This window comes from Cognatundibacterium squillarum (genome assembly GCF_014652435.1).
Lineage (GTDB): Bacteria > Pseudomonadota > Gammaproteobacteria > Burkholderiales > Burkholderiaceae_D > Undibacterium > Undibacterium squillarum.
In genome coordinates this window covers 44,344-58,513 of record NZ_BMYU01000012.1, presented here as the reverse complement: position 1 = coordinate 58,513, position 14,170 = coordinate 44,344, and the positions used below count along the sequence as shown (strand labels likewise).

General features: G+C 53.3%; 13 protein-coding genes. 7 read left to right on the top strand and 6 right to left on the bottom strand.

All coding sequences use genetic code 11. The features are described 5' to 3' along the window. Nucleotides 1-58 precede the first annotated feature (58 nt). A complete protein-coding gene (locus IE092_RS17705) occupies nucleotides 59-916 on the top strand; it encodes an HDOD domain-containing protein (RefSeq protein ID WP_189358872.1) in 858 nt (285 codons plus the stop codon). A 252-nt stretch (nucleotides 917-1,168) separates the two neighbouring features. Here the strand turns inward: IE092_RS17705 and IE092_RS17700 are convergent, their stop codons facing one another. Both IE092_RS17700 and IE092_RS17695 read right to left on the bottom strand, forming a co-directional pair. Further along, nucleotides 1,169-1,966, bottom strand: coding sequence for an N-acetylmuramoyl-L-alanine amidase (locus IE092_RS17700; RefSeq protein WP_189358870.1), 798 nt, complete (start codon nucleotides 1,964-1,966; stop codon nucleotides 1,169-1,171). Continuing rightward, nucleotides 1,963-2,919: an N-acetylglucosamine kinase gene (locus IE092_RS17695; protein WP_189358868.1), complete on the bottom strand. Its 957-nt coding sequence runs from the start codon at nucleotides 2,917-2,919 to the stop codon at nucleotides 1,963-1,965. The genes IE092_RS17700 and IE092_RS17695 overlap by 4 nt, the downstream gene beginning before the upstream one ends. Before the next feature lie 241 nt (nucleotides 2,920-3,160). On the opposite strand from IE092_RS17695, the gene IE092_RS17690 reads away from it, so the two are divergent. Genes IE092_RS17690 through IE092_RS17675 form a run of 4 tightly spaced genes read left to right on the top strand, consistent with a single transcriptional unit; the run spans nucleotide 3,161 to nucleotide 7,874 of the window. Beyond that, nucleotides 3,161-4,450: an MFS transporter gene (locus tag IE092_RS17690; RefSeq protein ID WP_189358866.1), complete on the top strand. Its 1,290-nt coding sequence runs from the start codon at nucleotides 3,161-3,163 to the stop codon at nucleotides 4,448-4,450. A 16-nt stretch (nucleotides 4,451-4,466) separates the two neighbouring features. After that, nucleotides 4,467-5,480: a succinylglutamate desuccinylase/aspartoacylase family protein gene (locus IE092_RS17685; protein ID WP_308427155.1), complete on the top strand. Its 1,014-nt coding sequence runs from the start codon at nucleotides 4,467-4,469 to the stop codon at nucleotides 5,478-5,480. Further along, entirely contained in the window at nucleotides 5,480-7,258 is a 1,779-nt protein-coding gene (locus IE092_RS17680; protein WP_189358863.1) for an ABC transporter substrate-binding protein, read from the top strand. Before IE092_RS17685 ends, IE092_RS17680 begins: the two co-directional genes overlap by 1 nt. Nucleotides 7,259-7,265: 7 nt before the next feature. Next, entirely contained in the window at nucleotides 7,266-7,874 is a 609-nt protein-coding gene (locus tag IE092_RS17675; RefSeq protein WP_189358861.1) for a M15 family metallopeptidase, read from the top strand. On the opposite strand, the gene IE092_RS17670 is transcribed toward IE092_RS17675, so the two are convergent. After that, entirely contained in the window at nucleotides 7,856-8,782 is a 927-nt protein-coding gene (locus IE092_RS17670) for a LysR family transcriptional regulator (RefSeq protein WP_189358859.1), read from the bottom strand. The genes IE092_RS17675 and IE092_RS17670 overlap by 19 nt on opposite strands. A 212-nt stretch (nucleotides 8,783-8,994) precedes the next feature. On the opposite strand from IE092_RS17670, the gene IE092_RS17665 reads away from it, so the two are divergent. Next, a complete protein-coding gene (locus IE092_RS17665) occupies nucleotides 8,995-9,930 on the top strand; it encodes a GGDEF domain-containing protein (RefSeq protein WP_189358858.1) in 936 nt (311 codons plus the stop codon). Nucleotides 9,931-9,936: 6 nt separating this feature from the next. Here the strand turns inward: IE092_RS17665 and IE092_RS17660 are convergent, their stop codons facing one another. Next, nucleotides 9,937-11,487, bottom strand: a complete 1,551-nt coding sequence (locus tag IE092_RS17660) for a glycoside hydrolase family 10-like protein (protein ID WP_229793248.1) — start codon at nucleotides 11,485-11,487, stop codon at nucleotides 9,937-9,939. Nucleotides 11,488-11,738: 251 nt separating this feature from the next. On the opposite strand from IE092_RS17660, the gene IE092_RS17655 reads away from it, so the two are divergent. Further along, nucleotides 11,739-12,302, top strand: a complete 564-nt coding sequence (locus IE092_RS17655) for an outer membrane beta-barrel protein (RefSeq protein ID WP_189358850.1) — start codon at nucleotides 11,739-11,741, stop codon at nucleotides 12,300-12,302. A 259-nt stretch (nucleotides 12,303-12,561) separates the two neighbouring features. On the opposite strand, the gene IE092_RS17650 is transcribed toward IE092_RS17655, so the two are convergent. Both IE092_RS17650 and IE092_RS17645 read right to left on the bottom strand, forming a co-directional pair. Next, entirely contained in the window at nucleotides 12,562-12,963 is a 402-nt protein-coding gene (locus IE092_RS17650; RefSeq protein WP_189358848.1) for a hypothetical protein, read from the bottom strand. A gap of 94 nt (nucleotides 12,964-13,057) precedes the next feature. After that, nucleotides 13,058-14,050, bottom strand: coding sequence for a LysR family transcriptional regulator (locus IE092_RS17645; protein ID WP_229793247.1), 993 nt, complete (start codon nucleotides 14,048-14,050; stop codon nucleotides 13,058-13,060). Nucleotides 14,051-14,170 lie beyond the last annotated feature (120 nt).

Below are 14,170 nucleotides of genomic sequence, written 5' to 3'. Positions count from 1 at the left end.
ACGGAAAATGTTACACTCCGACCTTGCCGGTTTTTCTGTCTTGCCCGTTGATTACGCTATGAATTCCTCTACATCCGCAGTTGCCGAAAAGTCTGTTGACAGTCTGATCAAAACGATCCGTATCCCGCCGCGTCCCAGTCTGCTGGCCGACGTACAGGATGAGCTGGCTGGCAGCGATCCGGACCCGCGTCGTCTGTCCGGTCTGATCGCGAACGACGTGTCGCTGTCTGCCTCGCTGCTGAAACTGGCGAATTCACCATTTTACGGACTGCGCTTAAAAGCGACGTCGGTTGAGCATGCAGTGCAGTTGATCGGTATGCGTCAGTGCGGGCTGGTACTGACCGGCATCATTGCCCGTCAGTCGGTGCAGACGGAAAAAATGCCTTTGGAGCAATTCTGGGATTTTTCTACCAAACGGGCGCAGGCGATGTCTTATCTGGCATCCCGTATGCGTGTTTGTCCGCCGGATGTAGCGCACACCTTTGGTTTGTTCTGCGATATTGGCATCCCGTTGCTGATGGAACGTTTCGACGATTATCAGGAAACGCTGAATCTCGCTGCGGAAGCACGGGAGTTGCGGTTTACCGAAATTGAACAGGATCGTCACTCCACCAGCCACACCTCAATTGGCGCGCTGATGGCACGTACCTGGGGTTTGCCGGAGCAAGTTACGGCAGCAATTTTGCTGCATCACGATTACAGAGCACTCGACGATTCCGCAACCGACGATATGGTGCGTGCACTGATCGCTTTATGTGTGGTCGCAGAGTTCAGTATCCATAAATACTATGGGCGTGAAAATCAGGCAGAGTGGGATAAAGGTGGTGCCGCCGCATGCGAGTACCTCGGCATATCTCACGATGAACTGGAAGATTACTTCGAAGAACTGCACGATATTTTCAGTCAAGTGCAGTAATAAACAACCCGGTGCGCTGACACCGGGTTTTTGTTTGCTGACTTAACGTGCGATCTGCGATAAAAACTGCAGTGCAGCAATCAGCACAAAGCTCAGCAGAATCAGAGATTCAAAGGTATCAGTGAGTTTCATGGCAGCCTCCTAAATTACCATATATTCAGTGTAGGCCACGCATTAAAAAAAGCGATGCCAAAGCGATAAACTCGTAGACAATGCACTCCGGTTCTGCTCTCTCGGCAATATCCGGTGAACTCAGCGTGTCTGAGTTGCGACAGAATCAATCATTGCAGCAGTTTCACCATCAGCCACGCCATCAAATTTTGTCGGACGGTATTTCGTCTGAAAAGCAATAATGACATTGCGGGTTGCATCATCGAACTGTCCGTTTTGCGGTACGCCGTATCCAATCTTCGCCAGCTTTTGCTGGAACCAGCGCGCTTCCGGTAACTGCTGGGTGTACAAAGGCGTCAGTCGCGCTACCTCATCTGCGTTCGGCCAGATAATCAGTCCGGCATCGGCAAATTGTTTCCATGGAAATAAAGGACCCGGATCCTGCTTGCGTGAAGGGGCAATATCAGAGTGACCGAGTACGAATTCCGGCTTGATGTTGTAGCGCTTGACGATATCTTTCGACAAGGCGATTACCTGATCAATCTGTGCTTGCGGAAACGGGAAATAGACACGTCCCTGCGGGGTATCCTGAAAACCCTGATTCACGATTTCAATGCCGACGGAAGATGCATTTAAACGGCTGTAACCTTTCCATTCGCTCAGTCCGGCGTGGTAGGCCATGCGACCCTCATCTACCAGTTGCCAGACTTTCACCGGCGTCTGATCGCCAACCAGATAATGCGCACTGACATCGCGCTGGCTTAAAACACGCAGCGATGCAGGTTCATTGATTGCCGTGTAATGCAGAATCAGAAACTGAATCCGTGGCTCCTGGCTGACCGAGACGACGCTGCGGTCAATCTGAGTCAGTACAGGCGCAGGTGTGGAACAGGCGGACAATAAGCCAGCCAGCAGGGCAACAGCGAAAAGACGTTTCATGGTGTGTCGGGTAATTGTTTGGCCGCCAGCCGGGCCGCAGAAAAATGGGCCTGACAGGTACTCTGACGCAGGCTGATTTCTGATGGCAGATGTTTGCGCAGTGATTCGGTAATCAGCGGATGCAATTCCTGCACCCGGCCGCTCAGTACCACCGGACGCGGACCGTAACGATGGCAAAGCGAAATTGCCAGCCGCGCCAGTTCCTGTCCCGCACGCCACAGAATATCAGCTGCTACCGTGTCCTGACTGGCCACAGCAGCAACGCCAAGCGCGAGTTTACCAATATCGCCGCGACTACGGTGATATACGAAGTCTTTTGTACGCTGCCAGTCGTGGCTGCCGATCTGATGGAAAATACTTTGTGCGAGACGTGACTGGCGCCAGTAACCGGGTTGCTCATCTTCATTACGCCAGATGTACTGCAAAGCCTCGCGTGCAATCCAGTATCCGCTGCCGCCATCGTCAATCAGATATCCGCGGCCACCGGCACGATGGAATTCACCGTTTTCATCGATATACGCTGCGATCGAACCGGTGCCTGCGTAAATCAGATAACCAGCACCAGGAGAAAAAATATCGAGATATGCAATTTCAATGTCGTTACCGATCGAAACGGAGGAATCCGGCAATTCAAAAATGCGGGCGATCATGTGGTGCAGCTGGGCTTGCTCACTGCTGAAACCGGTAATGCCCGCCTTCACATATCCCAGTTCACCGTGGCTGCGTGCGGTGGCAGCCAGGGTTGCAAACAAATGCTGAAACGCTGTTTTTCCCTCGCGCGTGCCGAATTGCAGGGCTGTGAACCCCTCCGCAGTTCCGCTGGCGACCACGGATTGTTGCTGATTCGCGAGTGCCCAGCGCGTTTGTGTACCACCGGTATCGATACCGAGGCCCAGCAGTGGCAATGGCGGGGGAAGTTCCCCGGATTCAGGAAGAAAAAATTCCGAGTTCATTAATGACGATCAGTTACGGACGGCAGCAAGGCTTTTTATCTTACTCCCGGTGCCAGACCTTGCATGAGTTTTTAATGTGTACCGGCGGCAATGGCTTATCATTACGGCACAGGTGCCGTTGAGACACTCTGCAAATCGCAAATGCTTTCAGTGGCGCAATGCCACTATTGTACTTGTCAGCGCGCGATCAGTGTAGTTGACTGGCAACAATTTGATACATCCCTAAGAACGGAATGATTTAATGACAACATCTTCTGCCGGACGTTCTGTCTGGTCATGGATACCATCTCTGTATTTCGCACAGGGATTGCCGTATGTAATAGTGATGACCTTGTCGGTCATTTTGTACAAAGATCTCGGGATTTCTAATACCGATATTACGTTTTATACCAGCTGGTTATATCTGCCTTTTGTGATCAAACCATTGTGGGCGCCACTGGTAGATATGAACGGAAAAAAACGTGGCTGGATTGTGGTGACGGAACTGGTCATCGGTGCTTTGTTTGCGGCAGTGGCACTGACGATTCCGGCCTCGGATTTTTTCCGCTGGTCGCTGGCGTGCTTCTGGTTACTGGCGTTTGCCGCCGCAACGCATGATATCAGTGTCGACGGTTTCTATATGCTGGCGCTGGAGAAGCATCAGCAGGCAGCCTATGTCGGTTTTCGCAGCCTGTTTTATCGCTGTGCGATGCTGACCGGACAGGGCGGACTGGTCTGGCTCGCAGGGCACACGGCGGGTCTCAGCGGCAGTGTGGAAAAAGGATGGATGCTGGTATTCAGTTTGCTGGCCGCAATGTTTCTGGTGGTCGCAGTCTGGCATCAGTTCGGTCTGCCAAAACCGGATTCGGACCACGCGCAACGGCACGGCGACAACTGGTGGCATTCTTTTGTCGCGGTATTTGCATTGTATTTTCGTAAGCCGCAGTTTGCGCTGGCAATCGCATTTATGCTGCTGTACCGCTTCGGTGAGGCACAACTGGTAAAGGTTGCACCTTTATTTCTGAAAGACAGTATCGCCAATGGCGGACTGGCGCTCAGTACAGAGCAAGTTGGACTGATTTACGGGATGGCAGGCATGGCAGCGCTGACTACAGGCGGCATCGCCGGTGGTGCAGCGATTTCACGCTGGGGTTTAAAGGCCTGCCTGTGGCCGATGGCGATTGCCATCAATCTGCCGCATCTGGTGTATGTCTATCTGGCATGGATGCAACCACAGCACACCGGCATTATTGGCGTTTCAGTTGCGATTGAACAGTTTGGCTACGGATTCGGTTTCGCTGCCTACCTGCTGTATCTGATGATGTTTTCGGACGGAGAGCACAAGACCGCGCACTATGCGATTTGTACCGGTTTCATGGCTTTATCGATGATGATTCCGGGTTTATTCAGTGGATGGTTGCAGGCGCAGCTTGGCTACACCGGATTTTTTCTCTGGATTTGCGTGGCTGCGCTGGCGACATTCATCGTTTGCGCAATGATCCGGATTGATCCGCAATTTGGTAAAAAAGATGCGCAGCAGGCGCAGACATAATCAGCAGGAGTCAGATGTGGTAACACAGTCTCAGCACAGTACAAAAGAAGCCGGAATTCCTTCTGCATTTGTCAGCCACCGTTATCAGGCACTGCGGCGCGGCCCGGCCCTGATGATTACCGGTGCAGTACACGGTAATGAAGTGTGCGGCACAATCGCAATCCGCCGTCTGATCGCCGCTCTGGAAAGTGGTGCGATGCACTTGCAATGCGGTACGCTGACACTGGTGCCGGTTTGTAATCCGCTCGCATTTGCACGCGGCGAGCGTCACGGCGACCGCAATCTGAACCGTCGCCTGATCCCGACCGAGCATCCGCAGCAATTTGAGGATCATGTCGCTAACTGGCTGTGCCCTATACTGGCTCAGCACGATGTGTTGCTGGACCTGCACTCATTTCGCGGGGAAGGGGAGCCGTTTGTTCTGGTGGGGCCGGAAAATAATCTCGGCAAGCTGGAGCCGTTCCGGCATGCAACGCCTGAGCTGGCACTGGCGATGCGCCTTGGTGTCCCGCGTATTGTGGACGGCTGGCTCAGTACTTACGATAAAGGCATGGCGCGCCGCCGCGCTGCGTTGCCGCCTGACGCCACTGCACAGCAACAAGCCGATGCTGATACAGCGTTCGGTATTGGTACCACGGAATATATGCGCTCTGTCGGCGGCTATGCGATGACGCTGGAATGCGGCAGTCATGACGATCCGGCAGCACCGGAAGTCGCATGGAATGCGATATGCCGCACGCTGGACTGGCTGGGACTGACCGCAGGCTCACCACCTGACGCAGATATGACGATGGAAGCGCTGCATCTGGAAGAAGTACTGGATAAGCGGGATGCGGCTGATCGCTTTGTAAAGTCTTGGGCAAGCTTTGATCCGGTCAGCACGGGAGAACTGATAGGCGTTCATGCCGATGGCACGGAAGTCAGAGCGCCGTTTGATGGTCGTATTGTTTTTCCTGATCCGGCTGCAGCTGCGGGCGAAGAGTGGTTTTATCTCGCACGCTATTCCTCGCGGTTGCAGGGAGTACGCTGATGCGGATACGTCAGTTTCTGGCGGCAGTATTGCTATTGCCACTACCGTTTTTTTGTCTGCAGGAAGTGCAGGCGGCAAAAGTGCTGAACGTGCTGATCACCAATCCGGAAAGCAGTTTTGATCCGGCACTGGCATCGGATATCGGCACCATGAGCATCAATGAAAATCTGTTTGAGCCCATGCTGCGTTACGATTATCTGGCACGTCCTGTACGCCTGCAGCCGAATACGCTGAGTGCCATGCCGGAAGTTTCTGCAGACGGACTGACGTATACCTTCCGTTTGCAAAAAGGGATACGGTTCACGATGGATGCTGCATTTGCCGGCAAAGAGCGAGAACTGACAGCGGAGGATTATGCGTATTCACTGCGCAGGCTGTATGACCCGGTGCTGAAATCTCCGTGGTTGTTTTTACTGGAAGGTAAGCTGCAGGGTGATGAGCGCTTGCTGGCAGCAGTCAGGCAACAGCCTGATGCTGCATATCAGATGGCTATTCCGGGTATTGAGGTGGTCGACCGTTACACCCTGAAACTGCGGCTGAAACAGCCTGATCCCGGATTCCTGCTGACGCTGGCGACGCCTGCGACCGCTGCAGTGGCGCGTGAAGTAGTAGAAATGTATGGCAGTCAGGCAGGCAGTCATCCGGTCGGGACCGGACCGTTTAAGTTGGGTTCATGGAAGCGAAGTTTCCGGATTGAGCTGGTCGCAAGCCCTTCCTATCGTCGTCCGGTATTTGTCACAGAAACTGCAAAGGATGAGGATGCCCGCCGTGTACAGCAAAGTCTGAAAGGGAAAACCTATCCGCTGGTAGATATAGTCAATGTGCTGGTGCTCGAGGAACAGCAGGCGAGGGTACTGGCATTTCTGAACCGTGAACTGGATATTCTGGAACAGGTGCCACCGCCTTTGTCGGAAATGGTGTTACAGAACGGACAGCTGAAGCCGCAACTGGCGCAACAGGGGATACGGCTGTTCTGGTTCACACCTTTGCAGACATACTATGTCTGGATGAATATGGATGATCCGGTCATCGGTGGTTATACCAGGGAAAAAATCGCACTGCGGCGTGCGATTGCACTCAGCTACGATGCGGACAGTGATATCCGCCTGATCGAAAAAGGCCTGGCGATTCCTGCGCAAACACCGCTGCCACCGAATGTGCTTAGCTATGATCCGCAATGGAAAAGTCCCGTAAGGCATCATCTGGCAATGGCAAATGCATTGCTTGACCGCTACGGCTACCGCAGGGGACAGGATGGATACCGCAGTCTGCCGGATGGCAGTCCGCTGGAGCTGGTGATGCACAGTCTGGCGAATGCTACCGGTAAGCTGCGCGAGGAAGTGTGGCGCCGTCATATGGAGACAATCGGGGTGCGGATCAGATTCGTGTCAGATAAACACGGTGAAATCCTGAAAGCAGCCCGTCTGGGTAAGGTGCAAATGACTGAGGCGAACTGGGTGGGTGACTTTCCTGACGGTGAAAATTTTTATCAGTTGCTGTATGGCCCGAATGCAGGAAAAGCAAATTATTCCCGTTTCAATTTACCGGAATTTAATCAGCTGTTTGAGCAGTCTCGCCGTCTGCCGGACGGGCCGGAACGTAAAAAGTTATACAGTCGTATGGCGTATCTGATGCATGCCTATAACCCCTGGGTATTGCGTACGCATCCTTTGTCAGCGGACCTGGTTCAGCCACGCGTGCAGAACTATCTGCGTCACCCGGTTGAATTCACAAACTGGCGCTATCTGGACATTCAGGATCAGGCAGGGAGGCGCTGAGATGACGATGTGTTTATCAGCTGCATCGCCTGCCAGTCCGCATCCTGACTTCCTGCCTTTGTCTGCACTGCGCGGGGTCGTCACGGATTTGCGCTATGCCTGCACGGATAATTTTACCGGACGCAATTTATATGCTGGCCGTGACTGCGCGTGGCTGCACCGTGAAGCGGCACATGCCTTGCAAGCTGCTGCGAATGCATTACGCCAGCAACACAGCGAACATCAGCTGGTGGTTTACGACGCTTTGCGTCCGCATCAGATTCAGATTGCCTTGTGGGATTTTCTGGCCGGAACGCCTTTGCAAATGTATGTTGCCGATCCCGCCCGTGGCTCCATTCATTCGTTTGGCATGGCGGTCGATGTCAGTATTCTGGACGGGGAAGGCAGGGCACTGGATATGGGGACTGCGTTTGATGCTTTCGATGAGCGCTCACAACCACGCCTGGAACAGGCTTTCCTCGAAAGCGGTGGGCTGACTGCGCAGCAAGTGGCAAACCGGCATTTACTGCGTGATCTGATGCTGGACGCCGGATTCCATGGTATTCCGACGGAGTGGTGGCATTTCAATATGGGGGATCCGGCGCAGGTAAGGGCTGTTTATCCGCGTATTGACTGAGCTTGCGCTGAGGCGCGTGCAATGTGGTCGTTTGCAGTCTGGCGCACCGCGTCCACAAAAGCATGTGCGCTGCGTGACAGCGGTGTCGCTTTGCGTGACAACAGATATAAGTCCACACCGACAGCAGGAAAAACCGGACGGCATGCTGTTTTGCTGCGGTCTGCAATGGCTGCAGTGAACGGATCAACCACGGCTGCGCCTGCACCAAGTTCCACCAGTGTTTTTGCCTGCAGATAGGTCTGCACCATCGTACTGGATTCAAAGACCGTTCCCTCGTCTTCACAGGCATCGAGCAGGCGGCTGACTAAGTGATCATCCAGATCAATCCCGATCAGGTTTTTGGGTAAGCCGCATAATTTCAGTGGCTGCCCGTGCAACTCTTTTGGCCACGTGTCCGCCGGTGCAATCACAGTCATATTGCCGCGAATAATCGCTTCACTGTTGATGCCCGGGTGGCACGGGTCATACAAAGAAAATGCGAGGTCTGTGTCGCCGACCAGCAAGCTGTTGACCAGTCCGGCAGTGTGAAAGGTCGCCAGCGTACAATGGACCTTCTCAAACCGGTGACGCCATCTTGCCAGCGCTTCCGGTATCAGCGTGATCGACAGCGTGGGTGTTGATGCCAGCCTGACCGCTTCAGCGGGATTGCTTTTCAGATTTGCCGCCAGACGTCTGACAGACTGTAAATCCCGCTGCAGCTTATCCACTTCGCCAAACAAACGGTGGGCTTCCGGTGTCGGATGCAGTTTTCCGCGTATACGTTCGAACAGCTTCAGGCCCAGCTGCAGTTCACAGTGCTGTAAGACCTTTGTCGCCGCTGGCTGGGAAATATTTAACAACTGAGCAGCACCACTGATGGTGCCCGTCTGCATAACAGCATGAAAGACTTCAATATGACGCAATCGCATAGCGTATCCGGCGGATATATCAGCGGGGGATTGTACTCTGTAACAAGGCTGTACTGTCTCCGTATTTCTACGGAGACAGATTGCACATAAGCGGCGGTGTTTGAACATCTTTCACAGTTGCAGCTTCCAGTTTCGGCGAATAATGATTATCTTTAAATACCACTTGACGCTTTATTACTGGGGCAGCTGTATCAGGTTACCGGACCTCTGAGATGACAGAACAACTGAACCTGACTGAAATGGCAGGCGAAGGCTTGCTAGAAAACCCGTATCTGCTGGTCGCCCTGTTTGATCAGCACGATATCCTGCGCGCTGCGAATCCGCCGTTTTGTGAAACCTATGGTGGCCGGACGGATGGCAGCATGAGCTGGCAGCAACTGATGCGCGAAAATTATGAGCAGCAGCGCGGAGTCCGGATTCGTGCTGATGATATTGATGCATGGATACGTTCAGCTTATTCCCGGCGTGGAAAAGAAGCGTTTCGCGGATTTGAAGCCGATCTGACGGATGGCCGATGGATCTGGATGACAGAAACCCTGCTGCCGAATCGCTGGATGCTGTGCATCGGTATGGATATCACCCATCAGCGTCAGGAAGGGCGGGAACTGAGACATGCAAGGGATCTGGCATTACGTGAAGCCAGTACGGATGTCCTGACCGGAATCTCCAACCGACGCGCCATGATGCGACTATTGCAGCAACGTGTTCAGGAATCTCAGGAAGTCAACGCGCCGCTGCATATTGCGCTGATTGATATAGACCATTTTAAGGCGGTCAATGACACCTACGGCCATGCAACCGGTGATCAGGTACTGATTCATTTTTCACGCACGCTGCAGGCATGTATCCGGCGCGAAGATGCCTGCGGACGTGTCGGCGGGGAAGAATTTTTGTTGCTGCTGCCCGGTCTGGAAACGACGCAGGCACAGCAAATTTGTGAACGCATTCTTGAGCGCTTGCGAAAATCGCGACCTTTACCGGCACTACCGGATTTTCGTTACAGCGCATCCGTCGGACTGACGCGTCTGCATGTGCATACTGAGGTCAATCACTTGCTGGCGCTCGCTGATGATGCGCTGTACACCGCAAAACGCAGCGGACGCGACAGGGTGGTGCTGCGCTTGCCTGACGATGTCACCAGCCTTTAAATCGTTTCAGAACTGCATGCTGGCCGGCAGGCTTTGCTGACCTGAACGGCTGATCGCCATAATCACAATCTGCCGTACTGCCGCACCGTTATTCAGATCGACCTCAGTCTGGCTGGCAGGCTGATAACTGAACAGCCATTGCTGATCAGTTTTTTTCCAGACGGCAATCCAGCGTGTATTTGCCGGATCCGGTAACTGAACACGCACTCTGGCTGCTGTAAGCAGACTGAGTTGCGGCGGGGCGATATTCGTATTTTCCAGCCACGGCGTTGCCGGTACCAGTGCCGGCGTCAGGTATTTCTCCTGTTCTAAGCGCTGGCGGATTTGCTTACGGTTCTGTGCCAGACTGATCATGCTGAAATGAATATGCCCGCCTGCCTGCATGGACCGCGTGACATCCACCTGATTCAGGATTTCATCCGATGGCCAGGATTTTTCGCTCTGATCAATTTTGCTCGTGAAAAGTCCGGGCCAGATGTGTCGTTGCTGCACATTCTGACGCTGCCAGTAATCCAGCAGCACTTTAAAAGCCTGCGGCGTTTGCTGTATCGGCCAGTAAAGTTGCGGTGCCAGATAATCTAACCAGCCGTTAGCCAGCCAGGTTTCCACGTCCGCATACAATTTATCGTACTGACTGAAGCCGGTAATGCCGGCCGGAAGCCGGTCCGGGCGTCCAATGCCAAACGGGCTGATGCCGAATTTCACCCAGGATTTTTCCTGATGCACCAGGTCTGCAATCGCGCGCACCAGCTGGTTGACATTATCCCGTCGCCAGTCGGCGCGGCTGAGTGTGCCACCCGATTGCAGATAACGGTTCCATGCTGCGTCGTCCGGAAATTCTATTTCAGTCCCTTGCGCATTTTTTACGGGGTAGGGGTAAAAGTAATCGTCGATATGCACACCATCCACATCGTAGCGACGCAGCACGTCTGCGATCACATTCAGTGTGTGCTGCCGTGCGAGTGGCTCGCCCGGGTCCATCCATTGCTGGTCGCCATAGTTACGCACGACTTGCGCCGCCGCACGGCTGATGTGGTTGCGCGCCTGCGTTGCCTTTGGCGATGCTGTCCGTGCACGGAAAGGGTTGAACCACGCATGCAATTCCATACCCCGTTCGTGCGCCTGTTCGATCCAGAACTGCAGCGGATCATAAGCAGGGTTGGGCGCGCGCCCCTGTTCACCGGTCAGAAATTCAGACCACGGTTCCAGCGCGGAAGGATAGATCGCATCAGCAGCGGGACGCACTTGCAAAACGATGGCATTCATCCGCATTTGCGCAGCCTGATCCAGAATCTGCAGAATCTCCTGTTTCTGACGTTCGCTGCTCAGATCACGTCGGCTGGGCCAGTCGATGTTGGCAACGGTGGAAACCCAGACTGCGCGGAATTCGCGTGGCAGCGGCGGAACCTGCTGACTGACAGTCTGACCCGGTAGCGGCGCATTCACCGGCTGGGCAGCGGGTATAGAAGTTTCGGTCACAGGCACAGGTGGTTTGACCGGCGTGCCGCAGGCAGCCAGCAGTAAACCGGTGCAAGCCGATATCAGAAACTTTTTCAAACCAGCGCAACGTACAGAAAACAGAGAACTAAGCATACCGGAGCAACGAATCGGAATTCAAAGGACTGCATCGTACTGGATGCGCGTCGTGATGCCAATCCTAAAGTAATCCGGATTTACTGTTTTGCTGCAGATAATAAAGTGCCAATTTTAAATATATTGAAATATAATTTCGAAAATATGCTTTATGCTATTTAAAGTTTCTTTATGTAAATATTTCTTTTGATAAATCTGGTATGAAAATGAAAAAAATGAAACACGGAATAATGCTGGTGACAATGCTGGCAGGTGCTTTGGCTGTGAATGTCGCGTCTGCGCAGGTTTATGCGGGGGCAACAATCGGTAAATTCCACTGGACTGAAAATTGTCAGGGAGGTGTCCGGTGCAGCAATGCAAATTCGGGCTACAAAGTGTTTGCAGGGTATACAACCGGATCAGTTTTTTCGATTGAGGCCAGCTATGCTGATCTGGGAAAAATGGCGGCGTCAGCAAGTGCAAACAGTGCTGTCGGCAGTTCAGGGGAAAAAATCAGGTCAATGGATTTAGCTGGCGTGTTGCGTGCGAGACTTGGAAGTGAGCTGATGGCGTTTGCGAAACTTGGTGTCGCGTCTGTCAAAACCCCGGTTTCTTCAGCTAACACGAATGGACTTGTCAGCAGTGAGTCGTCACTGGTGCCGGTGGGCGGCATTGGTGTCACAGTGAATTTTACAAAAGAACTGTCGGCGCGCGCAGAGCTGGAAACCCGTAAAGTGAAGTTTGCCGGTGGTAAAGAGTCTGTCACGAATGTTTCGATCGGAATGCAGTATTCGTTTTGAGATGGTTGCTATTACGTAAGTAGCCGCTGAAAAAAACTGGCAGTTATCCGTAAGAATTTTTATATAAAAAAACGGGCGCCGTGGCGCCCGTGAAAGTATCCTCACTATCTTGGGGGATAGCAGAGAAGGGTCTGACCAATCCATCAGACTGCGGCATCATAGGCAAATTTCTGTATGGCAACGAGTGACTTTTTGTCGTTTGGCTATAAGTTCAGGTTATTAGCTTGTACTGGAGCTATCAGATATCCGAAACGACGACTCAGTGACAGAAGTAGCGGGAGAAAATCAGTAGTGACAGCAGCGATGTAATTCCAATAATCGCGCTGGTCAGAAAAGAACCTAACTGCACAGGCAGGCCATTTTTCTTATTTTCCGCGAAACGCATTAGCTCACCGATGGTGACCAGGCCGCTGAGTACGGTAATCAGCATATTCATCAGCATGATGAATGCTTCTTTGTCGTTCAGGTTACGACAGGACTGAGAAGCCAGATGTGCGCCTTTAAATACATGATCGTAGCTGAGCAGATCAAACAAAATCGCGACCAGCAACAAAGACATCAGCATCAGGGGCAGAAACCACAGCAGAAAGAATTTATCCGTGAAGGCTTCGCGGATAATGCGTTTCCATTCCAGTAGACCTTCCAGATATTCTTTCCACATAGCACAGGTTTTCCTTCATTACGGTACATCCGGTACGCACTGTTCAGGTGCTGTTGGTACAGTATGACAAAGCGCGGAATTTCACCAGCACAGTTCAGTAAATGCCGGCAAATACTGTGCTGAGGCTGTCAGGCTGATGATTTGCAGCAACATTTTGTCCGGCAATGGTGCTGAGCCCCGCCAGTTTGTCCCATTCCGGCACCGGTGCGAATTCAGCGACCAGCAGATCAATCAGTGCGCGCACTGCCGGTGCAAGGCGGCGGGTGGCCGGATACAGCGCCGTCAGATGATTCAGCGGTACCTGCCAGTCCGGCAAGACGACTTGCAGACGCCCGGCGGCAATATCGCGGGCTGCCAGAAAACTGGTGTGATACACGATACCGGCACCGGCCAGCGCTGCCTGATGCAGTGCGCGGCCATTATTTGCGCTGAAGACCGGACTGACTGTGACTTCGCAGTGTTCTTCACCACGCTGAAACTGCCAGCGTGCGCCTTGTGTCAGATGACTGAAATGCAGGCAACGATGTGCATTCAGTTCAGACGGATGCATAGGCATTCCGGCACTTTCCAGATAAGCCGGACTGGCGCAAAGCAATCCACGGCAGGGTGCCAGCGTCCGCATTTGCAAACCATAGTGGTCTGGAATGCCGCCGACCCGTATGCTCAGATCAAAACCGTGGCGTACCGGATCGAGCAAGGCATCGTCCGCATGCAATTCAATTTGCAGCTCCGGATGCGCCAGTCCGAAACGGGCGAGAATGCCCGCCAGCCATTCAGACGCAAAACTGGCCGGTGCCTGCAGACGCAGGATGCCGCGCAACTGATCGCTGCTGTGCGCTGCTGTTGCCAGCGCCGCGCGTGCCTGCTGCACTGCCTCTTCGCATGGCGTCAGAAACGCCAGCCCCTGACCGGTCAGGCTGACTTCGCGGGTGGAACGATGCAGCAAGCGTATCTGCAGATGTTGTTCCAGCGCGGCGATATGTTTGCTGACCAGTGCGCGGCTGATGCCCAGCCTGCGGCCGGCTTCACTGAAGCTGCGCTGACGGGCTACCTCGCAAAAAACTTCCATCGCTTTCAGCGTATCCATAGCTTGACCTGCTCAGGGGGATAAATGCTGATTGTCAAAGAAGCGGAAACAAACTGTCAACCGTTGTAGCTGTTGTCGGACAGGTGCTGCGCTGATTACACTTGCGCTATCGCAAAACAA

Coding starts and splice junctions, on each gene's coding strand:
- IE092_RS17680 (WP_189358863.1), top strand. CDS start 5,480: ATGCGGATACGTCAGTTTCTGGCGGCAGTATTGCTATTGCCACTACCG.
- IE092_RS17695 (WP_189358868.1), bottom strand. CDS start 2,919: ATGAACTCGGAATTTTTTCTTCCTGAATCCGGGGAACTTCCCCCGCCA.
- IE092_RS17705 (WP_189358872.1), top strand. CDS start 59: ATGAATTCCTCTACATCCGCAGTTGCCGAAAAGTCTGTTGACAGTCTG.
- IE092_RS17670 (WP_189358859.1), bottom strand. CDS start 8,782: ATGCGATTGCGTCATATTGAAGTCTTTCATGCTGTTATGCAGACGGGC.
- IE092_RS17645 (WP_229793247.1), bottom strand. CDS start 14,050: ATGGATACGCTGAAAGCGATGGAAGTTTTTTGCGAGGTAGCCCGTCAG.
- IE092_RS17655 (WP_189358850.1), top strand. CDS start 11,739: ATGAAACACGGAATAATGCTGGTGACAATGCTGGCAGGTGCTTTGGCT.
- IE092_RS17690 (WP_189358866.1), top strand. CDS start 3,161: ATGACAACATCTTCTGCCGGACGTTCTGTCTGGTCATGGATACCATCT.
- IE092_RS17700 (WP_189358870.1), bottom strand. CDS start 1,966: ATGAAACGTCTTTTCGCTGTTGCCCTGCTGGCTGGCTTATTGTCCGCC.
- IE092_RS17665 (WP_189358858.1), top strand. CDS start 8,995: ATGACAGAACAACTGAACCTGACTGAAATGGCAGGCGAAGGCTTGCTA.
- IE092_RS17650 (WP_189358848.1), bottom strand. CDS start 12,963: ATGTGGAAAGAATATCTGGAAGGTCTACTGGAATGGAAACGCATTATC.
- IE092_RS17675 (WP_189358861.1), top strand. CDS start 7,266: ATGTGTTTATCAGCTGCATCGCCTGCCAGTCCGCATCCTGACTTCCTG.